General features: G+C 72.8%; 26 protein-coding genes and 1 pseudogene. 14 read left to right on the top strand and 13 right to left on the bottom strand.

Going from position 1 to position 25348, the window contains the following annotated elements:
* The first annotated feature begins 141 nt into the window (after nucleotides 1-141).
* The 3 genes from ACZ592_RS30660 to ACZ592_RS30650 are packed head-to-tail and all read left to right on the top strand — an operon-like array spanning nucleotide 142 to nucleotide 2089.
* Nucleotides 142-873, top strand: coding sequence for a CPBP family intramembrane glutamic endopeptidase (locus ACZ592_RS30660; RefSeq protein WP_471584928.1), 732 nt, complete (start codon nucleotides 142-144; stop codon nucleotides 871-873).
* Nucleotides 874-917: 44 nt separating this feature from the next.
* Nucleotides 918-1259 (top strand): PadR family transcriptional regulator, encoded by a 342-nt coding sequence (locus tag ACZ592_RS30655; RefSeq protein WP_471584927.1) that lies wholly within the window; start codon nucleotides 918-920, stop codon nucleotides 1257-1259.
* Entirely contained in the window at nucleotides 1256-2089 is an 834-nt protein-coding gene (locus tag ACZ592_RS30650; protein WP_471584926.1) for a hypothetical protein, read from the top strand. The genes ACZ592_RS30655 and ACZ592_RS30650 overlap by 4 nt, the downstream gene beginning before the upstream one ends.
* 76 nt (nucleotides 2090-2165) lie before the next feature.
* Here the strand turns inward: ACZ592_RS30650 and ACZ592_RS30645 are convergent, their stop codons facing one another.
* From ACZ592_RS30645 to ACZ592_RS30630, 4 genes and pseudogenes are all read right to left on the bottom strand, one after another.
* The gene (locus tag ACZ592_RS30645; RefSeq protein ID WP_471584925.1) at nucleotides 2166-3614 is read right to left on the bottom strand and encodes a peptidoglycan D,D-transpeptidase FtsI family protein; all 1449 of its coding nucleotides are present in this window, start codon (nucleotides 3612-3614) and stop codon (nucleotides 2166-2168) included.
* Between the two features lie 167 nt (nucleotides 3615-3781).
* A pseudogene (locus ACZ592_RS30640) lies at nucleotides 3782-4036 on the bottom strand (response regulator transcription factor); the annotation flags it as partial.
* Between the two features lie 251 nt (nucleotides 4037-4287).
* Nucleotides 4288-4761, bottom strand: a complete 474-nt coding sequence (locus ACZ592_RS30635) for a GNAT family N-acetyltransferase (protein ID WP_471584924.1) — start codon at nucleotides 4759-4761, stop codon at nucleotides 4288-4290.
* Nucleotides 4762-4764: 3 nt separating this feature from the next.
* The gene (locus ACZ592_RS30630) at nucleotides 4765-5538 is read right to left on the bottom strand and encodes an IclR family transcriptional regulator (RefSeq protein WP_471584923.1); all 774 of its coding nucleotides are present in this window, start codon (nucleotides 5536-5538) and stop codon (nucleotides 4765-4767) included.
* A 170-nt stretch (nucleotides 5539-5708) separates the two neighbouring features.
* Here ACZ592_RS30630 and ACZ592_RS30625 point away from each other — a divergent pair, with 170 nt between their 5' ends.
* Nucleotides 5709-7241, top strand: a complete 1533-nt coding sequence (locus ACZ592_RS30625; RefSeq protein ID WP_471584922.1) for an aldehyde dehydrogenase (NADP(+)) — start codon at nucleotides 5709-5711, stop codon at nucleotides 7239-7241.
* A gap of 71 nt (nucleotides 7242-7312) precedes the next feature.
* The gene (locus tag ACZ592_RS30620; protein WP_471584921.1) at nucleotides 7313-7921 is read left to right on the top strand and encodes a DUF1349 domain-containing protein; all 609 of its coding nucleotides are present in this window, start codon (nucleotides 7313-7315) and stop codon (nucleotides 7919-7921) included.
* Between the two features lie 9 nt (nucleotides 7922-7930).
* Here ACZ592_RS30620 and ACZ592_RS30615 read toward each other — a convergent pair whose 3' ends face one another.
* Entirely contained in the window at nucleotides 7931-9058 is a 1128-nt protein-coding gene (locus ACZ592_RS30615; protein WP_471584920.1) for a Gfo/Idh/MocA family protein, read from the bottom strand.
* Nucleotides 9059-9121: 63 nt separating this feature from the next.
* Between ACZ592_RS30615 and ACZ592_RS30610 the strand changes: the two genes are divergently transcribed.
* The 5 genes from ACZ592_RS30610 (at nucleotide 9122) to ACZ592_RS30590 (ending at nucleotide 13104) form a co-directional block, all read left to right on the top strand.
* Entirely contained in the window at nucleotides 9122-9472 is a 351-nt protein-coding gene (locus ACZ592_RS30610; protein WP_471584919.1) for a winged helix-turn-helix transcriptional regulator, read from the top strand.
* An 82-nt stretch (nucleotides 9473-9554) separates the two neighbouring features.
* Nucleotides 9555-10271, top strand: a complete 717-nt coding sequence (locus tag ACZ592_RS30605) for a DsbA family oxidoreductase (protein ID WP_471584918.1) — start codon at nucleotides 9555-9557, stop codon at nucleotides 10269-10271.
* 23 nt (nucleotides 10272-10294) lie between these two features.
* Entirely contained in the window at nucleotides 10295-11350 is a 1056-nt protein-coding gene (locus tag ACZ592_RS30600) for an aminotransferase class V-fold PLP-dependent enzyme (protein ID WP_471584917.1), read from the top strand.
* A gap of 58 nt (nucleotides 11351-11408) precedes the next feature.
* On the top strand, nucleotides 11409-12047 hold the full coding sequence (locus ACZ592_RS30595) for an RNA polymerase sigma factor (protein WP_471584916.1): 639 nt from the start codon (nucleotides 11409-11411) through the stop codon (nucleotides 12045-12047).
* 31 nt (nucleotides 12048-12078) lie between these two features.
* Complete coding sequence (locus ACZ592_RS30590; RefSeq protein WP_471584915.1) at nucleotides 12079-13104, top strand: maleylpyruvate isomerase family mycothiol-dependent enzyme; 1026 nt, start codon at nucleotides 12079-12081, stop codon at nucleotides 13102-13104.
* Nucleotides 13105-13152: 48 nt separating this feature from the next.
* Here the strand turns inward: ACZ592_RS30590 and ACZ592_RS30585 are convergent, their stop codons facing one another.
* On the bottom strand, nucleotides 13153-13677 hold the full coding sequence (locus ACZ592_RS30585) for a MarR family winged helix-turn-helix transcriptional regulator (protein ID WP_471584914.1): 525 nt from the start codon (nucleotides 13675-13677) through the stop codon (nucleotides 13153-13155).
* A 123-nt stretch (nucleotides 13678-13800) separates the two neighbouring features.
* Between ACZ592_RS30585 and ACZ592_RS30580 the strand changes: the two genes are divergently transcribed.
* A complete protein-coding gene (locus tag ACZ592_RS30580) occupies nucleotides 13801-14862 on the top strand; it encodes an alkene reductase (RefSeq protein WP_471584913.1) in 1062 nt (353 codons plus the stop codon).
* 63 nt (nucleotides 14863-14925) lie between these two features.
* On the opposite strand, the gene thpD is transcribed toward ACZ592_RS30580, so the two are convergent.
* From thpD to ACZ592_RS30550, 6 genes are all read right to left on the bottom strand, one after another.
* Complete coding sequence (thpD, locus tag ACZ592_RS30575; protein ID WP_471584912.1) at nucleotides 14926-15825, bottom strand: ectoine hydroxylase; 900 nt, start codon at nucleotides 15823-15825, stop codon at nucleotides 14926-14928.
* Between the two features lie 138 nt (nucleotides 15826-15963).
* Nucleotides 15964-16368 carry an ectoine synthase gene (locus ACZ592_RS30570; RefSeq protein WP_471584911.1) on the bottom strand — a complete coding sequence of 135 codons (405 nt, stop codon included), beginning with the start codon at nucleotides 16366-16368 and terminating at the stop codon, nucleotides 15964-15966.
* A gap of 52 nt (nucleotides 16369-16420) precedes the next feature.
* Nucleotides 16421-17692: a diaminobutyrate--2-oxoglutarate transaminase gene (gene ectB / locus ACZ592_RS30565; protein WP_471584910.1), complete on the bottom strand. Its 1272-nt coding sequence runs from the start codon at nucleotides 17690-17692 to the stop codon at nucleotides 16421-16423.
* 96 nt (nucleotides 17693-17788) lie between these two features.
* Complete coding sequence (gene ectA / locus ACZ592_RS30560; RefSeq protein WP_471584909.1) at nucleotides 17789-18340, bottom strand: diaminobutyrate acetyltransferase; 552 nt, start codon at nucleotides 18338-18340, stop codon at nucleotides 17789-17791.
* A gap of 351 nt (nucleotides 18341-18691) precedes the next feature.
* A complete protein-coding gene (locus ACZ592_RS30555; protein ID WP_471584908.1) occupies nucleotides 18692-19219 on the bottom strand; it encodes a DinB family protein in 528 nt (175 codons plus the stop codon).
* Between the two features lie 84 nt (nucleotides 19220-19303).
* The gene (locus ACZ592_RS30550) at nucleotides 19304-20404 is read right to left on the bottom strand and encodes a pyridoxal-phosphate-dependent aminotransferase family protein (RefSeq protein ID WP_471585100.1); all 1101 of its coding nucleotides are present in this window, start codon (nucleotides 20402-20404) and stop codon (nucleotides 19304-19306) included.
* A gap of 111 nt (nucleotides 20405-20515) precedes the next feature.
* Between ACZ592_RS30550 and ACZ592_RS30545 the strand changes: the two genes are divergently transcribed.
* Together ACZ592_RS30545 and ACZ592_RS30540 are read left to right on the top strand one after the other, a co-directional pair.
* Complete coding sequence (locus ACZ592_RS30545; protein ID WP_471584907.1) at nucleotides 20516-21613, top strand: amidohydrolase family protein; 1098 nt, start codon at nucleotides 20516-20518, stop codon at nucleotides 21611-21613.
* Between the two features lie 311 nt (nucleotides 21614-21924).
* The gene (locus ACZ592_RS30540; protein WP_471584906.1) at nucleotides 21925-22896 is read left to right on the top strand and encodes an SCO1860 family LAETG-anchored protein; all 972 of its coding nucleotides are present in this window, start codon (nucleotides 21925-21927) and stop codon (nucleotides 22894-22896) included.
* 156 nt (nucleotides 22897-23052) lie between these two features.
* On the opposite strand, the gene cobC is transcribed toward ACZ592_RS30540, so the two are convergent.
* The gene (gene cobC / locus ACZ592_RS30535) at nucleotides 23053-24525 is read right to left on the bottom strand and encodes an Rv2231c family pyridoxal phosphate-dependent protein CobC (RefSeq protein WP_471584905.1); all 1473 of its coding nucleotides are present in this window, start codon (nucleotides 24523-24525) and stop codon (nucleotides 23053-23055) included.
* 85 nt (nucleotides 24526-24610) lie between these two features.
* Here cobC and ACZ592_RS30530 point away from each other — a divergent pair, with 85 nt between their 5' ends.
* Nucleotides 24611-25342, top strand: a complete 732-nt coding sequence (locus ACZ592_RS30530; protein WP_471584904.1) for a ZIP family metal transporter — start codon at nucleotides 24611-24613, stop codon at nucleotides 25340-25342.
* Nucleotides 25343-25348: the final 6 nt, after the last annotated feature.

Below are 25348 nucleotides of genomic sequence, written 5' to 3'. Positions count from 1 at the left end.
TGCGAGTCTGCACCGCGAGATAGGTTGCATTCCTGACTAGGTCGCCATACGGTCTAGGTAGCTCAGACGCTCAGGGGTCGCACGGCGTGCGTCAGCGTCATTCGCACGCGCCGCGCGGCCCCTTCGGGAAGGGGGACCCGCATGACCATCTCGCCGGACTTCTCGGTCGCATCGACCACCGTCACGGCCGCGCTCGCCGCCTATCTGCTGCTCGGCGAGCCCTTCGCCGGCCGCCGCATGTACGGCTCGCTGGCCAGGCGCAGGGACACCGAACCCCGCGCCCTCACCCGCTACTTCGGCCTCGTGCTCGCCCTGTGGTGGGCCTTCGCCGCCGTCGCCCTCGCGGCCCTGCTGCTCTCGCCCGGGGTCACCGCCGCCGACCTCGGCCTCACACTGCCCGAGAGCCCCGCGTACATCGTCGTCGGCGTCCTGCTCGCCGGGGCGATCGCGGCCGCGTCGAGCCGCACCTTCCACGCGCTGGCCCAGCAGGGCAAGAACGTGCCGGGACTCGCCGCCATCGAGGCGATGCTGCCGCGCACCGCCGCCGAGCGCAGGCTCGCGATCGGCGTCGCCGTGACCGACGGCCTCTGCGCCGAACTGGTCCACCGGGGCCTCGTCATCGCCTTCGGTGTCGGCGCGCTCGGGCTCAACCTCTATGCGGCGGCCGCGCTTTCGATCGTGGTCTACGCCGTCGCGGGGTTCTACCAGGGCCGTCAGGGCGTCCTCGCCTTCGCCCTCTTCGGCACGGTGTTCACCGGCCTCTACCTCGCCTCGGGCACCCTGCTCCTGCCGGCCGCCGTGCATGTCGTCCTCTCCGTGCGCGATCTGACGCTGCCCGCGCCGGAGCGGCTGCGCGCCGCGCCCGCCGCCTGACCGCCCGCCGTCCGAAGGCCCACCGTCCGAAAGGCAGACCTGACGTGACCGACCGCAGAGCCAGCTGGTTCAAGGGTGTACTCGACCTCCTCGTGCTCGCCGGCCTCACCGACGGCGAGAGCTACGGCTACGAGATCGCCAAGGAGCTCGGCGCCGCCGGCTTCGGGCAGATCAAGGGCGGCACGCTCTACCCGGTGCTGAACCGCCTGGAGGAGGCGGGCCTGGTCGCCGCGGAGTTCCGCGCGACCGAGAAGGGACCGGGCCGCCGCTACTACCGGCTGACCGACGCCGGGCGCGAGACCCTCGGCGAACAGGGCGGGCTGTGGCTCGCCTTCGACGCCTCCGTACGTGACGTCCTCGCGAGGGCGGGAGTGGAAGCACGATGAACGCGCAGCACCTGCCGAATGATCAGCACACACCGAACGGCACGAACCGCATGAACAGCACGCACGACGCGAACGGCAGGAACACCATGAACGGTACGAACGCGCGGGACGGATACCTCGTGGACCTCGCCGAGCGGCTGCGCGCGCACGGCCTGCCCGCCGACCGCGTCGAGGCGACCGTCGCGGACCTCGCCGCGCACCTGGAGGAGTCCGGCGCCGAGGACGCCGAGGCCGAGTTCGGACCCGCCGACGAGTTCGCCGGGCTGCTGGTGCCCGCCACGGGGGAGCGGGCACCAGAGGCACCCGGCGAGCGCGTGCAGACCTGGCGCTGGACCGCCGACACCTACGTCGACGAGGAGCTTTTGAACCGCTTCGGCGACGAGGGCTGGGAGGTCGAGCGGGTCGACGCGCTCGGCCGCTTCGTCAGCCACCGCGACCTGGCGCAGCCGCAGCGCTGGGAGTACCGGCGCGAGCTGATCACGCGCGGGCGCGAGAGCCTGGACGAGCGGCTCGCCCCCGACGGCTGGGAGCTCTGCGGGACCTGGGTGATCTACGCGTGGTTCAAGCGGCCGAGGGCGGCGAGCCTCGGGCCCGCCGCCCGTGTGCAGTCGCCGCCGCCGGTGCCGGCGCGGTCCAGCTTCTTCAGCCGGAAGTTCGCCGCGCTGCTGTCCGCGCTCGCCGTCGCGGCGGTCGTGGCGGGGATCTCGGTGGCCGCCCGCGACGGCGAGGCGAGCTCGGGATTCGGCTTCGTGGTGGGCCTGCTCGCCGGGGCCTGTGCGGTCGTGGCCGTGGCGTGGGTCCTGCAACTGTGGCGGGGGCGCCGCTCCTGACCCGTGGGGCGCCGCCCCCGACCCCCGGCACGGGGGCCGGAATCAGGGGCGGCGTGGGCGGTCGGGCGGCGGGGCGTCAGGACTTCAGCCCCGCCGCCATCATCGCCTTCGCGATCGGGGCCGCGAGGCCGTTGCCGCTGACCTCGTCGCGGGCCGCGCTGGACGACTCGATCATCACCGCGACCGCCACCTCCTTGCCGTCGCCGCCCTTGGCGTACGACGTGAACCAGGCGTACGGCGTCTTGCTGTTGTTCTCGCCGTGCTGGGCCGTACCCGTCTTGCCGCCGACCGTCGCGCCGGGGATCTTCGCGTTCGTCCCGGTGCCCTGGTCGACGACCGTCTCCATCGCCGACTGCAGGCCCTCGGCGGTGGACTCGTCCAGGACGCGCTGGGAGTCGCCGTCGTCGTACTTCTCCAGGACGTCGCCGCCGGAGTCGCTGATCTGCGACACCATGTGGGGCTTGGCGAGCAGGCCGCCGTTGGCGATGGCCGCCGACACCATCGACATCTGCAGCGGGGTCGCCGTCACGTCGAACTGGCCGATGCCGCTCAGCGCGGTCTGCGCCTTGTCCATGTCGGAGGGGTAGACGCTCTTGGCGGCGCGCACCGGCACGTCCAGCTTGTCGGTGTTGAAGCCCAGCTCGTCCGCCATCGACTTGACCTTGTCCTGGCCCAGGTCGACGGCCATCTTCGCGAAGACGTTGTTGCACGAGTACTGGAGCGCCGTGCGGATGTTCGCGTTCTCGCACGGAGCCGACCGGTTCTCGTTCTTGAGGACCGTCCTCGTGCCCGGCAGCGTGTACGGGTTCGGGCTGTCCGTCTTGGCGTCCACCGAGCCGTACAGACCGTCCTCCAGAGCGGCCGCCGCGACGACCAGCTTGAACGTCGAGCCGGGCGGCAGCGGCTGGCGCATGGCGCGGTTGACCATCGGCTTCTCCTTGTCGGTGGTCAGCTCCTTCCACGCCTTGGAGTCCGTCGAGCCGCTGATCCTCGACGGGTCGTACGACGGGGTCGAGACCATGCCGAGGATCTTGCCGCTCTTGGGGTCGATGGCGACGGCCGCGCCCTTGGTGTCGCCCAGCGCCTTGAACCCGGCCTTCTGCACCGCCGGGTCGATCGTCGTGATGACGTCGCCGGGGGCGGCCCGCTTGTTGGTGAGCGTGTCGAGGGGGTTCTTCAGACGGTTGTCGGTGCCGTCGAGCAGGTCCTGGTAGATGCCTTCGAGCTGGGTGGCGCCGTAGACCTGGGAGCTGTAGCCGGTGACGGGCGAGTAGAGGTCGCCGTCCTTGTAGGTGCGTTTGTACGCGAGGTCTCCGCCCTTCGTCCGTTCGGAGCCGGTGATGGCCTCACCGCCCACGATGATGTTGCCCAGCGGGTTCGCGTACTGCTCTATCGCGTTGCGCCGGTTCAGCTTGTCGTCCGCGAGAGCCTTCGAGTCGTGGAACTGCACCCATGTCGCCCGTACCAGGAGGGCGAGCACGAGCAGCAGCGCGAAGACCGAGGCCTGCCTGATCGTCTTGTTCATCCCGTGGGAGGACGAGCGGAGGGGAGGGTTTCGTTCCCATCTGGCGCGCTTGCGACCGATTTCTCAGACTCTTCTCAGAGAACGGCCGCGCGCCGGAGCGGCCCCTTCTCCCTGCGGGCCTTCTCCCTGCGGGCCTTCTCCCTGCGGGCCTTCTCCCTGCGGGCCTGCTACTCCTGGCGGCCCCTCTTCATGAAGCCGGCCTCGTACGCGGCGATCACCGCCTGGGTCCGGTCCCGCGCCCCCGTCTTGGCGAGGACGGGCGCCACGTTCGTCTTCGCCGTCGCCGCCCCCACCTCCATCCGCCCGGCGATCTCCGCGTTGGTCAGGCCCGCCGCCATCAGCCGCAGCACCTCGCTCTCCCGGCCGGTCAGCCGCGCCACCCACGCGGGCGGCGCGGCCTCGGCGTGCCCGTACTCGGCGGCCGAGGTGGCGGCCGAGGTGGCTGCCGAGGATCCAGGCCGCCTTGAGCGCGAGGTACGGGGCGCAGGCCGCCACGGCGACGATCCGCAGCGTGCGCCGGGCGCGGCCGAGGGGACGCGGCGACGGAGGGGCGGGCCTGCGCGGGGCGTGTGGGCCGGGGGACAGCGGGTGCGTCATGCCGCCACGCTCCCGCAGGGGCGGCCCCGGCACGCCGTACGCCATGACGATCCGCCTCCGCCGCGCGGCGGAGGCCTCAGCCCCGCAGGACGAGGACGACCTCGTCGATCTCCGCGCCGCGCGCCGCCGCGTAGCCGCGGTCGGTCGCCGAGACGTGGAACCCGCACTTCTCCAGGACGCGGATCGAGCCCGCGTTGTCCGCCGCCGCGCGGGCGTAGAGCGGGCGCTCCGTGATCAGGCCGAGCAGGCCGCGCAGGGCGGCGGTGGCCAGGCCGCGGCCCCAGTAGGCGCGGTCGATCCAGTACGTCACCTCGCGCTCGCCCGGCTCCCCGTACACCGCGGCGTTGCCCACCACGTCCCCGTCCGCGAGGACCGTGCGGACGTCGACGCCCTCGGCGGTGCGCATCTTCGCCCAGTGCGCGTCGAAGCGGTCCCTGTCGGTCGGGTCCTCGGGCGTGAAGGCGGCCATGTGCCGGGACTCGGGGTCGCTCATCTGCCGGAAGAAGACCGGCAGATCACTGTCGTGCACCGGGCGCAGGCTGACATCCATGCGTCAGATCCTACGAGTTGCCAGGGTCAGCCGGTCGCGGGCGTCGAACAGGGCGTCCTTCACCATCTGTTCGTGCGCGGGCGTGAGCCGCGCCACCGGAACCGAGCAGCTGATCGCGTCGCGGGCGGGGGTGCGGTAGGGGATGGCGACGCCGAAGCAGCGCAGGCCGAGCGTGTTCTCCTCGCGGTCCACCGCGAAGCCCTGCTCGCGCACGGTGTGCAGCTCCTCGATGAGCTTCTCGCGGTCGGTGAGGGTGTGCTCGGTGAGCGCGGGCAGCGTCTCGGGGAGCATCTTGCGGACCTGCTCGTCGGTGTGGGTGGCGAGCAGCGCCTTGCCGAGCGAGGTGGAGTGCGCGGGCAGCCTGCGGCCGACCCGGGTGAAGGGCCGCAGGTAGTGCTGCGACTGGCGGGTGGCGAGGTAGACGACGTTCGTGCCGTCGAGCCGGGCGAGGTGGATGGTCTCCGTGGTGTCGTCGGAGAGCCGGTCCAGGGTCGGCCGTGCGGCGGCCACGACCTCGTCGCCGTCGATGTAGGAGGTCCCGACGAGCAGGGCGCGTACGCCGATGCCGTACCGTGTGCCGGTCGCGTCCGTCTCGACCCAGCCGAGCTCGACCAGCGTGCGGAGCAGCATGTACAGGCTCGACTTGGGGTAGCCGACGGCTTCCTGGACCGCGGCCAGGGAGTGCATTCCGGGACGTCCCGCGAAGTACTCGAGCAATTCCACCGTGCGCACCGCGGACTTGACCTGCGCACCGCCTCCGGTCTCGCCAGCAGACATCGCCCTTGACCCCTTAGAACGCCGAGAAATAGTCTCCGAGTCCCCGCTCATTCACCGACGGAGACGGCGTTCAGCATATCGAACGGCCCTGGTGAGTGGCATACCTTCGGCAAGCCCCCTGGCACGACCCCTCATACGACGTTCGCAGTACCTCTGGAAGGGAATCCGCGGTGGCAGCAGCACCAGTCTGGAGTGTCGACCCCCGAACCGGGAAGCAGCGCGAGCAGGTTGCGGTGGAAGCCACGGCCGAAGAGGTCGACCAGGCGGTCCGCGCCGCCCGCGATGCCGCCCCCGCGCTCGCCGACCGCGCGGTCCGCGCCGCGTTCCTGCGCACCGCCGCCCAGCTCCTCGAAGAGGCGAAGGACCACCTCGTGGAGGCCGCCGACGCCGAGACCGCCCTCGGTCCCGTCCGGCTCACCGGCGAACTGGCCCGCACCTGCTACCAGTTGCGTTCCTTCGCGGACCTCGTCGACGAGGGTGCCTTCCTCGGCGTCGTCATCGACCACCCCGACGCCTCCGCGACCCCGCCGGTCCCCGACCTGCGCCGCTACAAGATCCCGCTCGGTGTCGTCGCGGTCTACGCCGCGTCCAACTTCCCCTTCGCCTTCTCCGTGCCCGGCGGCGACACCGCGAGCGCCCTCGCCGCGGGCTGCCCCGTCGTCGTCAAGGCCCACCCCGACCACCCCGGCACCTCCGAACTGGTCGCCTCGGTGCTGCGCAGGGCCGCCGCCGCGCAGGGCGTCCCCGAGGGCGTCCTCGGCCTGGTGCACGGCTTCGACGCGGGCATCGACCTGGTCACGCACCCGCTGGTGTCCGGCGCCGGCTTCACCGGCTCCGTCCGGGGCGGGCGCGCCCTCTTCGACGCGGCCGCCGCCCGGCCCGTGCCGATCCCCTTCCACGGCGAGCTCGGCTCGCTCAACCCCGTCGTCGTCACCGAGGCCGCCGCGCTCGAGCGCGGCGAGGAGATCGGCGCCGGACTCGCCGGCTCCATGACGCTCGGCGTCGGCCAGTTCTGCGTCAAGCCCGGCCTGGTCCTGGCCCCCGAGGGCGCGGGCGGCGACCGGTTCGTGAAGTCCCTGACCGACGCGGTCAGCAACACCGAGTCCGGGGTGCTCCTGGACCACCGGATGCGGGACAACTTCGTCGCCGGGGTGCGCGAGCGCGCCGCACTCCCCGACGTGGACGCCCCCGTGACCCCCGGCGCGGGCGGCGAGCACACCGTCAGCCCCGGCTTCCTGACCGTCCCGGCGACGCGCCTGGCCGGGGAAGGGGCGCACGACCTGCTCCTGGAGGAGTGCTTCGGCCCCGTCACCGTCGTCGCGCGGTACGCGTCCGACGCGGAGATCACCGCCGTCCTCACCCGCCTGCCCGGCAACCTCACGGCCACCGTGCAGCTGTCCGCGGACGAGGCGGCGGGAGAGAGCGGCCGGGGCGCCGAACTGCTCGCCGAGCTCACCCCGCTGGCCGGGCGCGTCCTCGTCGACGGCTGGCCCACGGGCGTCGCCGTCGCGCCCGCCCAGCACCACGGCGGCCCCTACCCCGCGACCACGTCGACCTCGACGTCGGTGGGCGGCACCGCCGTCGAGCGCTGGCTGCGCCCGGTGGCGTACCAGAACACCCCCGAGGCGCTCCTCCCGCCGGAGCTGCGCGACGCCAACCCGCTGGGCCTGCCCCGGCGTTACGACGGACGCCTGGAGAGCTGAGCCGACGGGTGCCCGGTGCGCGGACGGGGACCTGGGGCGCGGGGCGGGCGGCGGCCTGGAACACTGGGGCCATGGACGTCACCCTCCCCGAACTGCCCTTCCCGCTGCGCACCTACGGCCCCGACGGCCACTGGTCCCACGAGGACGGCGTGCTCACCGGCCGGGCCGGCGCCCGCCAGGACCGCTTCGTGGCGCCGACGGGCGCGGTCCTGGAGCCCGCCTCCGACGCGCCCCGCCTGCTCGGCGCCCCCGAGGGCGACTTCCAGCTGATCGCCCGCGTCACGGTCGGCTTCGCCGCCTCCTTCGACGCGGGCGTGCTCTACCTGCACGTGGGCGAGCGGGAGTGGGCCAAGCTCTGCCTGGAGCGCTCCCCGGACGAGCCCACCATCTGCACGGTCGTCACCCGAGGCCACTCCGACGACGCCAACGCCTTCGTCGTGGACGGCAGCACCGCCTGGCTGCGCATCAGCCGTACGGGATCGGCGTTCGCCTTCCACGCGTCGACGGACGGCGAGCGGTGGACGTTCGTGCGGATCTTCTCGCTCGGCGACGAGAAGTCCGCGGGCGCCGCGCTCGTCGGCTTCCTCGCGCAGTCGCCCGTGGGCGAGGGCTGCGTGGTGACGTACGACCACATCGAGTTCCGCCCGAACTGGCCGAAGGGGCTGCGGGACGGCTCCTGACGCCCCGCCTCAGAGGGGCACACGGGTCCCCGTGGCCGCCGCGCGCTCGACGGCGTCAAGGAGCGCCTGCCGCCGCGCCGCGTGCGCGAAGTCCGGCGTGTGCGCGGTGCCTTCGGTCAGGTCGGCGAGGATCCGCGCGTACTGGACGCCCACGTTGTACGCGGGCAGACCGCGCACGTCGTCCAGCGCGGGCACGTCGAAGTAGCCTTGTGGCAGCGGGAGTTCGGCCACCGCCGGGGTCGCGCCCCGGGCGCCGCGCACGGTGAGCGCCGCCTGCTGCAGATGCCCGGAGTCACCGGTGACCACCAGATCGCCCTCGGTGCCGTTGATCTCCCAGTGGAAGTCCGTGCCCCGTGAGAGACCCGCCCGGAAGTGCACCGAGGCCACGGCCCCCGACGCGAGCCGCCCGCTCACCGCGATCTGGTCGTCGACGGTCATCGCGGCAGGACGGCCGGTGCCCTCCTCGTGCACCACGGGACGCCGGGTCGCCAGCGTCGCGGAGACCTCCGTGAACTCGCCGAGCACCATCGACACGGCGTCGAGGGTGTGCCCGAAGGGGATCGTCAGCATCGTCCCGCCGTTCCGCCGGTCCAGGAGGTACTCCCCGGCCGGCTCGAAAACCGGCCCCCAGCGCCGCCCGGATGCCACCAGGCTCGTCGAAAGGACCTCGCCCACGTACCCGTCGGCGACCAGGTCACGGACGTGGCGGACCGCCGGCGCCGAGCGGGCCTGCAGTCCCGCGAACGTCCGCACGCCGGCCCGCGCCCCGGCCGCCGCGAGCTCCCGCGCCTCGGCGAGCCCGTTGCCCAGCGGCCACTCGCAGAGCACCGCCTTGCCCGCGCCGAGCGCGGCCAGGACCGCCTCGCGGTGCAGCGGCACCCGCACGCTCACCACGACGAGGTCGACCTCGTCGCTGCGGACGAGCTCCGCGGTCGAGCCGAAGGCCAGCGGCACCCCGTACCTCTCGCCCGCGGCCCGCGCGGAGGCCTCGCCCGACGCGGACAGCGCGCGCAGCTCGTACCCCCCGAGGCGGGACAGCGCGGGGACGTGGGAGTGGGGCGCCCAGCCGCCGCGCGCGGAGAGGCCGACGAGACCGACGCGGACGGGGGAGGGAAGGGGAGCGGTCGCGGAGTTCATGACCGGGACGCTAGGAGGCGCCCCCTGATTACCCGCAAGGGACCCCACTATATTTTGGAAACCATGACTGGTCAGCAGCCCCGCCACGACATCTACGGCCTCCTCTGCCCGGGCCGCGCCGTCTTCGAGCTGCTCGCCAACAAATGGACCGGCCTGGCCATCACCGCCCTCGCGGACGGCCCGCGCCGCTTCGGCGAGCTGCGCCGCAAGCTGGAGGGCGTCAGCCCCAAGGTGCTCACCCAGACCCTGCGCCGCCTGGAGGACAACGGCCTCGTCCTGCGCACGGTCCACGCCGAGGTCCCGCCCCGCGTCGAGTACGAACTGACCGGCCTCGGCCGCGGCGCCCTGGAACCCCTCGCCCACCTGCGCACCTGGATCAGGGCGAACACGGGAAAGTTCACGCCGGGGGAATGAGGTGCTTTGCCCGGACGTTGACACCGGGAGCGGAGGGACCCTCCGCCATGACCTGACGTACGACCTGAAGAGAGCCTCACACATGCGCGTCGAGATCTGGAGCGACATCGCCTGCCCCTGGTGCTACGTGGGCAAGGCCCGCTTCGAGAAGGCCCTCGCGGCCTTCCCGCACCGCGAGGGTGTCGAGGTCGTGCACCGCTCCTTCGAGCTGGACCCCGGCCGTGCCAAGGGCGACACCGGCCTGGTGATCCCGATGCTCATGCAGAAGTACGGCATGAGCGAGGACCAGGCCAACGAGGGCGAGCGCCGGCTCGGCGAGAACGCCGTCGCCGAAGGCCTCGCCTACCTCACCGAGGGCCGCGACCACGGCAACACCTTCGACATGCACCGCCTCCTGCACTTCGCCAAGGAGCAGGGCCGCCAGGACGAGCTGATCGGCCTGCTCTACCGCGCGAACTTCGCCGAGGAGCGGTCCGTCTTCGCGGACGACGAGCGCGTCGTGGAGCTCGCCGTCGAGGCGGGCCTGGACGCGGACGCCGTGCGCGCCGTCCTCGCCGACCCCGACCGGTACGCCGACGAGGTCCGCTCCGACGAGCGCGAAGCCGCCGAACTCGGCGCGAACGGCGTGCCGTTCTTCGTCCTCGACCGCAAGTACGGCATCTCCGGCGCTCAGCCCGCCGAGGTCTTCACCCAGGCCCTGGAGCAGGCGTGGGGCGAGCGCTCGCCGCTCACCACCCTCGCGCAGAGCGACGGCGGCGAGGCGTGCGGGCCCGACGGATGCGCGGTTCCGCAGGCCTGAGGGCGCCGCATAGGTTGATCCCCATGGAGTCCATGGGGATCAACACAGGCACCGAATTCGCTCCCGCGTCGACGTATCTGAACACCGCCAACTGCGGCCTGCTGCCCCGCCGCGCCGTCGAGGCCGTGCACCGCCTCGCGACCGAGAACGGCGCGGGCAGGCCCGGCGGCATGGGCGACTTCGACGTGGTGGACGAGGCCAGGGCGTCCTTCGCCCGGCTCGTCGGCGTGGCGCCGGGCCGCGTGGCCACCGGCAGTTCGGTCGCGGTGCACGCGGGACTGATCGCCGCCTCGCTGCCGCCGGGCGCCGAAGTCCTCGCCCCCGAGGGCGAGTTCGCCTCGATCGTGAATCCGTTCGTGCTGCGCGGCGACCTCAAGATGCGGTACGTGCCGCTGGACGCCCTCGCCGGGGCCGTCGGGCCCACCACGGCACTCGTCTCGTTCTCGGCCGTCCAGTCCGCCGACGGCCGCACCGCCGACCTGCCCGCGGTGCGCGCGGCCGCCGCCGCCCACGGCGCCCGCACCCTCCTGGACGCGACCCAGGCGGCCGGCTGGCTGCCGCTCGACGCGGACGCCTACGACTACACCCTCACCGGCGCCTTCAAGTGGCTGCTGTGCCCGCGCGGGGTGTCCTTCCTGACGGTGCGCGAGGAGGCCCAGGAATCCCTGGTCCCGCTGCACGGCGGCTGGCTCGCGGCCGTCGACACCTGGAACTCCACCTACGGCCCGCTCACCCGACTCGCCCCGGACGCCCGCCGGTTCGACGAACCCACCGCCTTCCTCGCCTACCACGGCGCCGCCGCCGCGCTCACCCTCGTCGAGGAGGCCGGCGTCGAGGCGATCCAGGCCCACGACACGGCACTCGCCGACCGCTACCGCGCCGGACTCGCCGCGCTCGGCCACGCCCCGGTGCCGGGCGGCTCACCCATCGTCTCGGTGCCCGGACTCGCCGAGCGCGCACCGGAGTTGACCCGGGCCGGGATCCTGACCTCGGCACGGGCGGGACACCTGCGCGCAGGGTTCCACCTGTACAACACCGAGGCGGATGTGGACCGACTCCTCGACGTGCTGTCCGGCTGAGGCCTGGCGTGTCGGGCCGCGGAAGGCCAGGCTTGACACGACGAGGTGGCCGCGCGAGGTGGTGGTGCCGGTGGAGCCCTCCTTCGAGGAGCCGGGCACGTCCGACCTGCCCGCGGGCCCCGGCACGCCGCCCGCCGACGCCGAACTCCACCGCCGCCTCGTCTACGGCGAGGAGGCGGCCCTCGCCGAGGCCTACGCCGCGTACGGCACGCTGGTGCGCCGCGTCGCCGTGCGCGTCACCCGCAACCACGCCGCCGCCGAGGACGTCGCACAGGAGGTCTTCGCCCACTTGTGGACCAGGCCCTACGCGTTCGACACGGGCCGCGGCAGCCTGCGCGGCTGGCTCTCCATGCTCGCCCACCGGCGCGCCGTGGACTGGGTGCGCGGCGAGGAACGGCACCGCAAGGCCGCCCACGCCGACGAGGCGGCCCTGCGGGCGGTCCCGGCGCCGGGACCCTCTCCGGACGAGGCGGTGCTGGAACAGGAGCGCTCCCTCCTCCTGCACTCCGCCCTCGCCCGGCTCCCCGTGTCCCAGCAGCAGGTCGTGCACCTCGCCTACTTCGCGGGCCGCACCTACCGCCAGACCGCCGTCGAGCTGGGCATCCCCGAAGGCACCGCGAAGGCCCGCCTCAGAACCGCCCTGCGCACCCTGGCGGAGACCCTCGCGGACCCGCCCCTGCGCGGTGAAAAACTGTGACGACGCGCGTGACGACGAACGGCGAGGTCCCGTGACGACCAACCACGAAGCGGTGTGCGAGCTCCTCGCCGCCCGGGCGCTGGACGCCCTCATGCCGGGCGACGAGGCCGCCGTCGGACGGCACCTGGGGGAGTGCGCGGACTGCGCCGCCGAGGCCGCGCGGCTGCGGGCCACGGTGCGGCACCTGGACGGCCCCCCTGGTCCTGACCCGGCGCTGGGCGCGATCCCCGCGGGGCGCGGACTCGCCCTCGCCCTGCGCAGCCGCGCCCCCGCCCTGCGCACCGCCCCGCACGCGGCGCCCTACGCCGCCGCGGTCGCCGGACTCCTGGCGCTGCTGGGGGAGTTGGGCGAGCACGGCCCCTGGGGGACGTCCGTGGTGCACGGCTGGGACGTGCGCGACACCATCGCCCATCTGGTCGCCGCCGACGAGCCCCTCGCCCGCCATCTGGGCCTGCACAAGCGGGTGCCCGCCCTGCGCGCGCCGGACGGGACGACCTGGCGTGCCGCCTGGGAGGCGCGCACCCGGGAGGTGATCCGCCGCGAACAGGCCCGTACGCCCGCGCAGACCGTCTCCGCGTGGCGCGTCCAGGCCTCCGGGCTGCTCTCCTCCCGGGCCGCCCACGACCCGGAACTCGCCGCCAGCTCCGCCGTCCTCGCCGGGGTGCGGCTGCCCGTCGCCGACCACTTCCTGGCCCGCGCCTTCGAGACGTGGGTGCACGCCGACGACATCGGCGGCGCCCTGGAGCACACCGTGCCCCCGCCGCCCGCCCCGCACCTGTGGCAGCTCGTACGCCTTGCCGTGCGCGTCCTCGGCCCGGCGCTCGGACCGAAGGCGCCGCCCGTCGCGCTCACCGTGGCAGGGGAGGGCGGCGAGATTGAGTGGGTGCTCGGCAGCGCGGACGATCCGGTACGGGCCGAGCTCGTCCTGGACCCCGTCGACTTCTGCCTGCTCGTGGGCGGGCGCCGGTCGCCGGACCGGGTGCCGCGCGGCGTGGCGGGCGACGAGGCGGCGGCACGGCGGGTCATCGACCGGGCGGCGCGGCTGTCCTGGCTGTAGGGCGGGGCCGAGGGGGCGCGGCCGGTGCGATCCGTGCGGGGACGGGCCCTAGCCCCGCCCGGCCTTGCGCTCCGGGCAGTCCTCCGTCTCGCGGCAGAGGTTCGTCTCGACCTTGGTGAGCAGCCGCGCGAGGTCGGCGCGCTCGGTCGCGTCCAGGCCGGCCAGCGTATGGCCCTCCAGCTCGCCCCAGGCGCGCTCCACCTCGGCGAGCAGCCCGCAGCTCGCGGCGCTGGCCTCGACGAGCACGGCGCGCTTGTCGGCCGGGTCGGGGCGGCGCCGCACGTGCCCGGCCTGCTCCAGGCGCTGCAGCATCTTCGTGACCGTCGAGGGGTCGAGGTCGACCGCCTTGATCAGCTCGGACTGCCGCACCGGGCCCGCCTCCCACAGGTGCATCATCACGAACTCCTGGCCCGGGTAGAGGCCGAGCCCCTTCAGGACCTTGCCCGCGGCGATGCGGTGCAGCCTGGCGACCCGGCTGACGGTGAGGCTGACGGGTCCTGCTGCGGCGACACCGGACGCCCCGGGGGTACAGACGGGGTCCGCCGGGGGTGCCTGGACGGTGTCGGCCTTCATCACGGGCTCCTGAGTGGTCGTTGATACGTCTCCGTGAAGATTACCTTGGTCGGCCAAAGAATGGGTTACAGTGGCACCGGCGCAGTTAATTGGCCGACCACATAAAACCGTCCGGGAGTTCTGATGACCACCGCGTTCGACTCGATCGACCTGTCCGGCACCCAGCTCGGCAACCGCATCGCCATGGCCCCCATGACCCGCAGCCGTGCCGGTGACGGCGGGGTCGTCACGGATCTGACCGTCGAGTACTACGCCCAGCGGGCCTCCGCCGGCCTGATCGTCACCGAGGGGATCCAGCCTTCTGTGGTCGGCCAGGGGTACCCCGACACGCCGGGCCTGCACACCGCCGAGCAGGTCGCCGCCTGGCGCAAGGTCACCGACGCCGTGCACGCGGCGGGCGGCACGATCTTCGCCCAGCTCATGCACGCGGGCCGGGTCGGCCACCCCGTGCTGCTCCCCGACGGGCTGGTCAACGTCGCCCCCTCGCCCGTCGCCGCCGAGGGGCAGGTCTACACCGCCGAGGGCCCCAAGGACTTCGTCACCCCGCGCGAGCTCACCGGCGCCGAGGTCCGCGCCACCGTCGCCGACTTCGCCGCCGCCGCGCGCAACGCCGTCGACGCGGGCTTCGACGGCGTCGAGCTGCACGGCGCCAACGGCTATCTGATCCACCAGTTCCTCGCGCCGGGCTCCAACCACCGCACCGACGAGTGGGGCGGCTCCGTCGAGAACCGCATCCGCTTCGCCGTCGAGGTGGCCGCCGCAGTCGCCGCCGAGATCGGCGCCGCCCGCACCGGCTTCCGCGTCTCGCCCGGCAACACCGCCAACGGCATCGTCGAGCCCGACCCGGAGCCCGCGTACACCGCGCTGGCCAAGGAGCTGGCCGCGCTCGGCCTCGCGTACCTGCACGTCATGGAGGTCGGCGAGACCCGCGAGCTGACCCTCCGGCTGCGCGGGGACTTCGGCGGCACCTTCGTCCTGAACCCGCAGACCGAGGGCCCCACCGGCCACGAGGCGCTCGCCCTGATCGAGGACGGCACCGCGGACGTCGTCTCCTTCGGCGCGCTGTTCCTCGCCAACCCCGACCTGCCGGCCCGCCTGCGCACCGAGGGCCCCTACAACACGCCGGACCGGGCGACCTACTACGGCGGCACCGAGCAGGGCTACACGGACTACCTGCCGCTGTGACAACGACTCGGCCCGGCACCCCTGAGGGATGCCGGGCCGACTCGCGTACGCGTACGCGCTAGATCACTTGACCGGGGTGAAGTCCCGGGCCCCGATGTACTCGGGCCGGCGCACCGGCGCCGAGAACGGCTCCACCGCTTCGTTGTCCACGCTGTTGAAGACGATGAAGACGTTGCTGCGCGGGTACGGGGTGATGTTGTCCCCCGAGCCGTGCATGGCGTTGCAGTCGAACCAGGTCGCCGAGCCGGCCTCGCCCGTGAACAGACGGATGCCGTGGTCGGACGCCAGGTGCGTGAGCGTCTCGTCCGACGGAATGCCCGCGTCCTGCATCTGCAGCGACCGCTTGTAGTTGTCCTTCGGCGTGGCGCCCGCGCAGCCGAGGAACGTCTTGTGCGACCCCGGCATGATCATGAGGCCGCCGTTGGTGTCGTGATTCTTGGTGAGCGCGATCGAGATGGAGACGGTCCGCATGTTCGGGAGGCCGTCCTCCGCGTGCCAGGTCTCGAAGTCCGAGTGCCAGTAGAACCCGGTGGCTCCGAAGCCCGGCTTCACATTGATCCGGGACTGGTGGACGTACACGTCGGAGCCCAGGATCTGCCGGGCCCGACCCACCACCCTCGGGTCGGCCGCGAGCTTCGCGAACAGCTCGCTGATCTTGTGCACCTCAAAGATGGTGCGGATCTCCTGGGAGCGCGGCTCCACGATGGAGCGCTCGTCCGCGCGCATCGTGGGGTCGTCGATCAACCGCTCGAGCTCACCGTGGTAGACGTTCACCTCGTCCGGAGTGATGAGCTGGTCGATCGCCAGGAAACCGTCCCGTTCGAACCCCGCCAGATCGTTGGCCGTGATCGGCCCCGGCGTACCCGGCTCGGACCACACGACGGGGTCCTTGCGCTCGATGAGGACCTCTTCGGTGCCTCGCGTCGGGTACAGGTCGGCGGTGCGTTCGGGTGCGGTGGTCATGGTGTTGCCTGCCTCTCCTCTCGTACGGCCCTTTCCGGGATGTACACCTCCGCCGCCCAGAGGAAGAGGGCGGCGGAGGAGATTCAGGGGACGTGCTGCGGCCCCGCGGCGCGATGCCGCCGGCCGCAGCCGCGCCGACTAGGTCGGCTCCGGCTCCGTGAGCAGCGGGTACACGCCGTTCTCGTCGTGGTCCTCACGACCCGTGACGGGCGGGTTGAAGACACAGATGCAGTGGAAGTCCTCCTTGATCCGCATCGTGTGCTTCTCGTGCCCGTCGAGCAGGTACATGGTGCCCGGCGTGATCGTGTACTTCTCGCCGGTCGTGTCGTCGGTCAGCTCGGCCTCACCCTTGGTGCAGACGACGGCCTCGATGTGGTTCGCGTACCACATCGACGTCTCCGTACCCGCGTACAGGATGGTCTCGTGCACGGAGAAGCCGACGCGCTCCTTGGCGAGCACGATGCGCTTGCTCTCCCAGGTGCCCGAGGCCGACTTGACGTGTCGATCGGTGCCTTCTATGTCCTTGAACGAACGGACGATCACGGTGAGTTGGTTCCTTTTCTCTTACGGTACCGGGGCTCGGTCAGACGCTGGTTCAGGCGGTCTCGCGGACCGCGCGGGCCAGCGTGCGCAGCCCCTCGTCCAGCTCGTCGGGGGTGATCGTCAGCGCCGGCAGGAGCTTGACGACCTCGCCCTCGGGGCCGGAGGTCTCGATGAGCAGGCCCAGTTCGAAGGCCCGCTTCGCCACGGCGCTCGCCCGGTCCTTGACCAGGAACTCCATGCCCCAGACCAGGCCGCGGCCGCGGAACTCCTTGATGTCGGCGCGGTTCTCCTCGACGATCGCGGCCAGCGCCTGCTCGACCTGCTCGCCGCGGGCGCGGGTCTGCTTCTCCATCGCCGGGCCGTCGGTCCAGTACGTCTCCAGGGCGGCGGCGGCCGTCACGAACGCGGGGTTGTTGCCGCGGAACGTGCCGTTGTGCTCGCCCGGCTCCCAGACGTCGAGCTCCGGCTTGAACAGGCAGAGCGACATGGGCATGCCGTAGCCGCTGATGGACTTCGACACCGTCACGATGTCCGGCGTGATGCCCGCCTCCTCGAAGGAGAAGAACGCGCCGGTGCGGCCGCAGCCCATCTGGATGTCGTCGACGATGAGCAGCATGTCCCAGCGCTCGCACACGTCGGCGAGCTGGCGCAGCCACTCGGCGCGGGCCACGTTGATGCCGCCCTCGCCCTGCACCGTCTCGACGATCACGGCGGCGGGGGTGTTCAGGCCCGAGCCGGAGTCCTCCAGGAGGCGCTCGAACCAGATGAAGTCGGGGGTCCTGCCGTCCAGGTAGTTGTCGAACGGCATCGGCGTGCCGTGCACCAGGGGGATGCCGGCGCCGGCGCGTTTGAACGCGTTGCCGGTCACGGCGAGCGAGCCGAGCGACATGCCGTGGAAGGCGTTCGTGAAGGACACGATCGACTCGCGGCCCTTGACCTTGCGGGCCAGTTTCAGCGCCGACTCCACCGCGTTGGTGCCCGTCGGGCCGGGGAACATGACCTTGTACGGAAGGTCGCGCGGGCGCAGGATGACGTTCTGGAAGGTCTCCAGGAAGGCGCGCTTCGCGGTCGTCGACATGTCGAGCCCGTGCGTGACGCCGTCGCGCTCGATGTAGTCGAGCAGCGCGCGCTTCAGCACGGGGTTGTTGTGGCCGTAGTTGAGCGAACCGGCTCCGGCGAAGAAGTCGAGGTACTCGTGGCCGTCCTCGTCGTACATGCGGCTGCCCTGCGCGCGGTCGAAGACCGTAGGCCAACCGCGGCAGTAGCTGCGCACCTCCGACTCCAGGGTCTCGAAGACGCTCAGGTCGGGCTGGGTGATGGTCACAGCAGATCTCCTGGGAGATGGAAAGGCGTGGGAGGTGGGGGGGGGGAGTAGCGGGTCGTGCTGGTCTCGCGGGCATCGCTGGGGGGAGCGAGTGGATCAGTGGTCGAGTGGACCGATGCGGTACAGCACCTCGGGCTCGTGCCCGTCGTCGGGGAAGAGCCCCGCGTCGAACAGGACCCGTCGCTCGACCGACGCGCCGTGTCGACGCGCGTAGGAGAGGAAGAGCCGCTCGGACGCGGTGTTCGAGGGTGCGATCGTCGTTTCGATCATGGCCGGTGCGCGGCTCTCGGCGACCTTCGCGGTCAGCCCGTCGAGCAGGGCGCCGGCCAGACCGCGGCCGCGCTGATCGTGGTCGACGGCCACCTGCCAGACCATCAGGACGTCGGGGCGTTCGGGGCGGATGTAGCCGGTGATGAACCCGACCGCCTCGCCGTCGGCGTCCCGGGCCACGACGGACGTGGCCGCGAAGTCGCGGCACCACAGCAGATAGCTGTAGGACGAGTTCAGGTCGAGCACCTTCGAGTCGCGGGCGATCCGCCAGATCGCGGCGCCGTCGGCGACAGCGGGACTGTCCAGTCGCAGCCCCTCCGGCATTTTTAGGAATTTCGCTTGCAGGTCGGTCGGTAGATCGGCTTGTGCAGCGGTCATGCGGAGTGAATTTACCGAGCAATTCCTGGAATTGCATCGGGGGGAGGGGTTACGCGAGAGCGCTTCATGTGTTATCACGCGGGGGTGCGCGCCCGCACGAGATCCTGTCGATTTGTGCCGATATAAGCGGGATCTAGCACGCAAAACGGGCGCGATGTGGAGTGCGTCACAGAATCGTCACTCCTTGGGAACGCGTCCGGATTGCAGTGTTTGATGCTTCCGAAACCTTAGTGTTTAGCCCTTCGAAAAGCGGGCAGAAGAATACGGGAAGCTGTGCTGCTCGGGTTTATAAATAATTCGTGAGAACGTACGCGGGAATTCAAAGCGCTGTAAAGGAGCGGAGGGGTGGATTCACGATCCGGTGACCCCGTCGATGCGTTCCCTCAGGAGATCGGCGTGGCCGTTGTGCCGGGCGTACTCCTCGATGAGGTGAACGAGGATCCAGCGCAGGCTGACGTCGTCGTCGCCGCCCACGACGGCGGCCTCCGCGGCGCCGAGCCGTCCCGTGTCGTCGGGCGAACGCCCCGCGCAGATCTCCTGGTTGACGGCGACCTCGTACTCCCACACCGCGAGCACCTCGGCGAACGTCCTGGACCGGTCCAGGGTGAAGCCGCCGGGCGGCTCCCCGTAGAGCAACGGCACGTCACGCCCGGCGAACACCCGCTGGATCCAGTTCCGTTCGACCTCCGCGAGGTGCTGCACGAGGCCGAACAGCGAGAGCGCGGACGGCTCGACGGAGGCGCGCAGCGCCTGCTCGTCGTCGAGGCCCGCGCACTTCACCGCCAGTGTCGCGCGGTGCAGGTCCAGCCAACCGGCCAGCATGGTGGGCTCGTCGGCGGTCAGGGGCGGTACGCGGCGGCCGTCCGGGAGCGTGGTCATGCCATGCACATTGCCACGGGGACGCGGACGGCCGCTCGGGTTCGGCGCAAGTCGCGGGCGGGGCCGCCCGCGACGCGCGGGCACTCAGCTCCAGACGTCCGTCACCGCGCGCCGGGCCGCCTCCAGGTCGACCGTGCGGCCGGCCTCGCCCATCGCGGCGCCCAGGCCGGCGAGGGAGGCGTGCACGACGCCGCGGGTCGCGTCCGGGCCGTAGTGGTTGACCCGGATCATCTCCGTGGCCAGGGCGCCGCCCCCGGCGACCAGCGGCAGCACCGGGTCCGCGGCCAGCGCCCGGGCCACCAGCTCCGAGGCGTCCACGCCGGGCGGCGTGCGCAGGGTGGTGGCGACCGGCGCCGCGTCCGCGGCCTCGTGCACGTACGGCTCCAGGCCCCCGCCCAGCGCGAGCGCGCCCGCGCGCGTGGCGGCCGCCGCGGTCGCGTGCCGCGCCATCACCGCGTCAAGGCCCTCCGTCTCGATGCGCTCCACACACGCCTCGAGCGCCAGCATCTCCAGCTGGGCGGGCGCGTGCAGCAGCGCCTTGCGGCCGCCGTCGATCCAGCGCTCCTTCCAGTCCAGGAGTGAGAGGTAGGAGCGGCGCGGCGCCTGCGGATTGGCGGCGATGCGCTGCCAGGCCCGCTCACTCACGGACACCGCTGAGACGCCCGCGGGGCCGCCCATCGCCTTCTGCGCGCCGATCACGCACAGGTCCACGCCCCACGCGTCCGGCCGCAGCGGCTCGGCGGCCACCGAGGCGACCGCGTCCAGCATGAACAGCGCCCCGTGCTCGCGCACGACCGCGCCGATCTCCGCGACGGGGTTCGTGTTGCCGGTCGCGGCCTCGGCGTGCACGAGGGAAACGAAGTCGATCTCGGGGTGCTCGGCGAGCGCCCGGCGCACCTGCTCCGCGGTGACGGCGGTGTGGAACGGCACGGCGAGGTCGATCACCGTCGCGCCGCAGTCCCGCAGCCAGTTCCCGAAGGTCTGGCCGTACGGCCCGGTGATCACGTTCAGCGCGGTCGTCCCCGGCCGCGCCGCGCCCCGGATGCACCCCTCCAGGGGCAGCAGCGCCTCGCCCTGCATGATCACGACGTCCTGCTCGGTGTCGAGCAGCCTGGCCACCCGCGCCTCGATGGCGGCGAAGTGCTGGGCGCTCAGCGGCGCCAGGTCCAGAAAGGGGTGCGTCACGGTACTGCTCACGTCACTGCTCACTTCGCTCACGAGTTCGTCGGGCTGCCGCACCGAGCGTACCGACCGGCCCCGTACCGGGCGTTTCGAGTGCCTCATAAGCTGCTGTCCATGAGCGATCACGCGGTGCTGCACGTGAAGGGGCGGGTGCTCGTCGGGCCCGAGGACGTCCGGGACGAGCTGTGGGTGGTCGGGGGGAGGGTGACGTACGACCGGCCGGCCGGCACGGCGTCCCAGGACATCCGCACGGTCCGGGGCTGGGCGCTGCCCGGCCTGGTCGACGCGCACTGCCACGTCGGCCTGGACGCGCACGGCCCGGTCGACGCCGACGCCGCCGAGAAGCAGGCCCTGACCGACCGCGAGATCGGCGCCCTCCTGCTCCGCGACGCCGGATCACCCTCGGACACCCGCTGGATCGACGACCGCGAGGACCTCCCCAAGATCATCCGTGCGGGCCGGCACATCGCGCGCACCCGCCGCTACATCCGCAACTACGCCCATGAGATCGAGCCCGAGGACCTCGTCGAGTACGTCGGCAGGGAGGCCCTGCGCGGCGACGGCTGGGTCAAGCTCGTCGGCGACTGGATCGACCGGGAGGCCGGCGACCTGACGGCCTGCTGGCCCCGCGAGGAGGTCGCGGCGGCGATCGCCGAGGCGCACCGTCTGGGCGCCCGCGTCACGGCCCACTGCTTCGCCGAGGACTCCCTGCGCGACCTGGTCGAGGCGGGCATCGACTGCATCGAGCACGCCACGGGCCTGACCGAGGAGACCATCCCGCTGTTCGCGGAGCGGGGCGTCGCGATCGTCCCGACCCTGGTCAACATCGCCACGTTCCCGCACCTCGCCGCGGGTGGCGAGAAGAAGTTCCCCCGCTGGTCGGCCCACATGCGCCGACTGCACGAGCGCCGCTACGACACCGTGCGCGCGGCCCACGACGCGGGCGTCCCGATCTTCGCGGGCACCGACGCGGGCGGCTCGCTCGCGCACGGCCTGGTCGCCGACGAGATCGTCGAGCTGACCCGCGCGGGCCTCCCCGCGGTGGACGCGCTCTCGGCCACCACATGGGGCGCGCGCGAGTGGCTCGGACGCCCCGGCCTGGCCGAGGGCGCGCCCGCGGACCTCGTGGTCTACGACGCGGATCCCCGGCAGGACGTACGGGTGCTCGGCGCGCCGCGCCGGGTCGTCCTGAACGGCAACGTGCTGGGTTGACCTGGGCGTTACGCGATGCCGGTGCGGTTCGTTGGGTGTGCCCCGCGGGGGCGCTCGCGTCCCCTCCCGCGCGCGGGAGGGGCGGTGCCCGGGTGGCGCGAGGGAACGCGTGTGCCGTGAGATTCGAATACAGAGGCGGAAACCTCCCTTTGGGGTGAACTCACGTCAGGTTGCTGACCGTTCACTCTGAGTGCGTAAAGATTCCCGCGTCGTCCTTCGTCGATGCGGGGCGACGCCATCGGCGCGCACGTGATGTCCCCATGTGGCGTGCGCCGTCGATGGCCCGTGACTCTTGTGGGGGTTCCACCACCTTGAACAGCAACACCTTCCGTATGCCCGCCCGCCGCCTCTCCGTCGTCGCCGTCGCCACGGCGCTCGCCGCCGGGCCCGTGGCGCTCGCGGGCGCGGGATCCGCGCAGGCCACCGGCGGAGACGGCCCCGGCACCGCGCACGGCGCCGGTTACCAGGGCGGGCGGGCCGACGCGGTCGTGCTGCGCACCGGGCTGAACGTCTCCCTGCTCAACAAGACCGTGAACGTCCCGCTCAAGGTCGCCCTGAACGAGGTGCAGGCCCCCGCCAGCGCCGAGAAGACCGCGCTCACCGCCCGGGTGGACGGGGTCGACGGCGGGCGGCCGTTCAGCGTGCTGCGGGCCGACGTGGCCACGGCGAGGGCGACCGTGCGGGGCGGTACGGCACAGGGCCACAGCAACATCGCGCGGGCCAGGCTGCACGTGCCCGGCCTGCCGTTGCTCTCCCTCGTCGAGGTCGAGCAGGTCACCTCGAAGGCGGTCTGCGCGGCGGGGGAGCGGCCGGTTGCCGAATCGAATCTGCTGGGCGCGGTGACCGTGCTCGGCAAGAAGGTCACGCTCACCACCCGGGGCACGACCGAGGTCAAGGTGCCGGGGGTCGGCGAGGTGCGCCTCGACCTGTCGAAGACGCACACGACGTCGCGCACGGCCGCGGCGGCCGCGCTGGAGCTCACGGTGTCCGTGAACCCGCTGAAGCTGAACGTGGCCGAGGTGACGGGCACGGTGACGCTGGCCGGGGCGGGGTGCGAGACGCCGGTGGGCACGCCGCCGAAGGACCACGGGACGAAGCCGCAGGGGGAGCCGGAGCGGCCGGTCGAGGCGAAGACGGCGCCCAAGACCGCGCCGAAGGCCACGGAGGCGAATCTCGCGGAGACGGGGGGCAGTTCCATGACGCCGTACGTGGCGGGTGGGGCCGTGGTGCTGCTGGTGGCCGGGGGCGGGGCGGTGGCCATGGCTCGGCGGTCGCGGGGGTAACGGGGAGCGGGGGCCTGGGCCGGGGGCGCTGACTGTCTGATCCGGTGGCGGGACCGCGACTGGTTCGCCGGCACGTCCCCTCGGGCCGCGACGCGTCCGCGACCCGTTGGGGCGTGGCCCCTGGGCAGGGGGGGAGCCCCCGCCCACCCCACCCCGCTAACCGTCCAGCACCGCGGCCAACGCCGCGAGGAACCGGTCCGACGTCCCCCGGTCCCGGACGGCGACCCGGATCCAGTCAGGCCCCAGGCCGGGAAACGTGTCGCCGCGCCGCACCGCGTACCCCCGCGCCCGGAGCCGTTCCCGGACCTGTGCCGCGCCGGGTACCCGTACCAGGACGAAGGGCCCCTCGGCCGGGCCCGCCGCGCGGACGCCCGCCGGGGCCAACTCCGCGAGGCCCGCGAGGAGATGGGCGCGGTCCGCGGCGGCCCGGTGCGCCGCGTGGCCCGCCTCCGCCAGCGCCCGGGGCCCCACGCACGCCCGCGCCGCGACGAGTGCCGGCGTCGACACCGGCCACAGCGGCTGGGCCAGGGCGAGCGCGGAGATCGTGTCGGGCGCGGCGAGGACGTAGCCGATCCGCAGCCCGGCGAGGCCCCACGTCTTGGTGAGGCTGCGCAGCACCACCAGGCCGGGCACGTCCGTACGGCCCGCCAGCGCCTCCCGTTCGCCCGGCACCGCGTCCATGAACGCCTCGTCGACCACCAGGACCCGTCCGGGGCGCGCCAGTTCGGCGAGCGTCGCCGCCGGGTGGAGGACGGACGTCGGGTTCGTGGGATTGCCGACGACCACCAGGTCGGCCTCCTCCGGCACCGCCGAGGCGTCAAGCCGGAAGCCGTCCTCCTCCCGCAGCAGCACCCGCCCCACCTCGTGACCCGCGTCCCGCAGCGCCGCCTCGGGCTCGGTGAACTGCGGGTGCACCACGTAGGGCTGACGGACCTTCAGGGAGCGGGCCAGCAGCACGAAGGCCTCCGCCGCACCGGCGGTGAGCAGCACGCGGTCCGGCGTCAGGCCGTGCCGTGCCGCCACCGCCTCCCGCGCCGCCCGCGCGTCGGGGTAGGCCGCCAGGTCGTCGAGGGACGCGGCGATCAGCTCCCTCAGCCAGGCCGGGGGAGTGTCGGAGCGTACGTTCACCGCCAGGTCGGTGAGGTCCGCGCCGGCGTCCCGCACCTCGGCATCCCCGTGATGCCGCAGGTCAGGGGCCGGGGCGGTGGTCCGAGGACGGCCCGCGATCGCACACGTCGCCATCGGCGGCCGCCCCACGGGGGCCGACTTCCGCTTGGGGACGAGGAGTTCGCCGCCGCCCCGCAGCGCCGCCGCCTCCGCCACGGACGGCGTGCCCACCGCGGCGCGTGACCTCGCCGTCGGGTTCGGCACCGTCACCCGCGCCAGCTCCCGCGCCGGGTACGTCACGAGCGGCACCCCGAGCCGTGCCGCCGCCCCGACGATCCCCGGCTCCGCGCCCTTCACGTCGACCGTCGCGAGAGCGACCACCGCGCCTTGCGGGAGGCCCGCGTCGCGGAGCGCGTCCCGGACCAGGCCGAGCACCTCCGCCACGTCGGCGTCCTCGCAGGCGCCGACGCCGACGACGAGATCGACGTCCTCGGCGGGCGTCACCTTTCCGGCACCGGCCATGGCGCGGGTCCTTTCGTACGGGGGGAGGGGGTGAGGGGGAACGACGGATGTGCGGAGCAGGGGGTCAATCGGATAGCAAGGGCCCATGGCGGTGTTCGTGGCGCTCGGCGCCTTCCTCATGACCCTGGTGGGCGGCTGGACTGCCCAGCGGGTCACCGACCGGCGCCATCTCGTGCTGGGGCTCGCGGGCGGCCTGATGCTCGGCGTCGTCGGACTCGACCTGTTGCCGGAGGCGCTGGAGGCGGCGGGAGGGCCCGTCTTCGGCGTACCGGCGGCCCTGCTGCTGTTCGTGGCGGGCTTCCTCGTAGCCCATCTGGTGGAACACCTCCTGGCGGGCCGGCACGCCGCGCACGGCGCCGACGAGCAGGAGAACGGGCGCGTCCCCCAGGTGGGCCTCACGGCCGCCGCCGCGATGGTCGGCCACAGCGTCATGGACGGCGTGGCGATCGGCGCGGCCTTCCAGGTGGGCGGCGGCATGGGCGTGGCCGTGGCCCTCGCCGTCGTCGCGCACGACTTCGCGGACGGCTTCAACACGTACACGATCACCAGCCTGTACGGGAACGCCCGCCGCAAGGCCCTCGCGATGCTGTTCGCGGACGCGGTGGCCCCGGTGGTGGGCGCCGCGTCGACCCTGCTCTTCACCATTCCGGAGCAACTGCTCGGCGGCTATCTCGGCTTCTTCGGCGGCGCGCTGCTGTACCTCGCGGCGGCCGAGATCCTGCCCGAGGCGCACCACGACCACCCGGCCCGCTCGACGCTGCTGTGCACCGTGGCGGGCGCGGCGTTCATCTGGCTCGTGGTGGGCCTCGCGGGCTGAGCGGCC

It is taken from the genome of Streptomyces sp. NPDC040622, from assembly GCF_055593965.1.
The sequence above is the reverse complement of the archived record's forward strand: the minus strand, read 5'-3'. Positions and strand labels throughout refer to the sequence as shown.

Excerpts from the sequence above, each read along its gene's own strand:
- ACZ592_RS30555 (WP_471584908.1), bottom strand. The coding sequence starts at position 19,219 with ATGACCACGCTCCCGGACGGCCGCCGCGTACCGCCCCTGACCGCCGAC.
- ACZ592_RS30615 (WP_471584920.1), bottom strand. The coding sequence starts at position 9,058 with ATGAACTCCGCGACCGCTCCCCTTCCCTCCCCCGTCCGCGTCGGTCTC.
- cobC (WP_471584905.1), bottom strand. The coding sequence starts at position 24,525 with ATGGCCGGTGCCGGAAAGGTGACGCCCGCCGAGGACGTCGATCTCGTC.
- ACZ592_RS30635 (WP_471584924.1), bottom strand. The coding sequence starts at position 4,761 with ATGGATGTCAGCCTGCGCCCGGTGCACGACAGTGATCTGCCGGTCTTC.
- ACZ592_RS30645 (WP_471584925.1), bottom strand. The coding sequence starts at position 3,614 with ATGAACAAGACGATCAGGCAGGCCTCGGTCTTCGCGCTGCTGCTCGTG.
- ACZ592_RS30580 (WP_471584913.1), top strand. The coding sequence starts at position 13,801 with ATGACCACCGCGTTCGACTCGATCGACCTGTCCGGCACCCAGCTCGGC.
- ACZ592_RS30605 (WP_471584918.1), top strand. The coding sequence starts at position 9,555 with ATGCGCGTCGAGATCTGGAGCGACATCGCCTGCCCCTGGTGCTACGTG.
- ACZ592_RS30660 (WP_471584928.1), top strand. The coding sequence starts at position 142 with ATGACCATCTCGCCGGACTTCTCGGTCGCATCGACCACCGTCACGGCC.
- ACZ592_RS30600 (WP_471584917.1), top strand. The coding sequence starts at position 10,295 with ATGGAGTCCATGGGGATCAACACAGGCACCGAATTCGCTCCCGCGTCG.
- ACZ592_RS30530 (WP_471584904.1), top strand. The coding sequence starts at position 24,611 with ATGGCGGTGTTCGTGGCGCTCGGCGCCTTCCTCATGACCCTGGTGGGC.
- ACZ592_RS30620 (WP_471584921.1), top strand. The coding sequence starts at position 7,313 with ATGGACGTCACCCTCCCCGAACTGCCCTTCCCGCTGCGCACCTACGGC.
- ACZ592_RS30585 (WP_471584914.1), bottom strand. The coding sequence starts at position 13,677 with ATGAAGGCCGACACCGTCCAGGCACCCCCGGCGGACCCCGTCTGTACC.
- thpD (WP_471584912.1), bottom strand. The coding sequence starts at position 15,825 with ATGACCACCGCACCCGAACGCACCGCCGACCTGTACCCGACGCGAGGC.
- ACZ592_RS30610 (WP_471584919.1), top strand. The coding sequence starts at position 9,122 with ATGACTGGTCAGCAGCCCCGCCACGACATCTACGGCCTCCTCTGCCCG.
- ACZ592_RS30545 (WP_471584907.1), top strand. The coding sequence starts at position 20,516 with ATGAGCGATCACGCGGTGCTGCACGTGAAGGGGCGGGTGCTCGTCGGG.
- ACZ592_RS30630 (WP_471584923.1), bottom strand. The coding sequence starts at position 5,538 with ATGTCTGCTGGCGAGACCGGAGGCGGTGCGCAGGTCAAGTCCGCGGTG.
- ectA (WP_471584909.1), bottom strand. The coding sequence starts at position 18,340 with ATGACCGCTGCACAAGCCGATCTACCGACCGACCTGCAAGCGAAATTC.
- ACZ592_RS30650 (WP_471584926.1), top strand. The coding sequence starts at position 1,256 with ATGAACGCGCAGCACCTGCCGAATGATCAGCACACACCGAACGGCACG.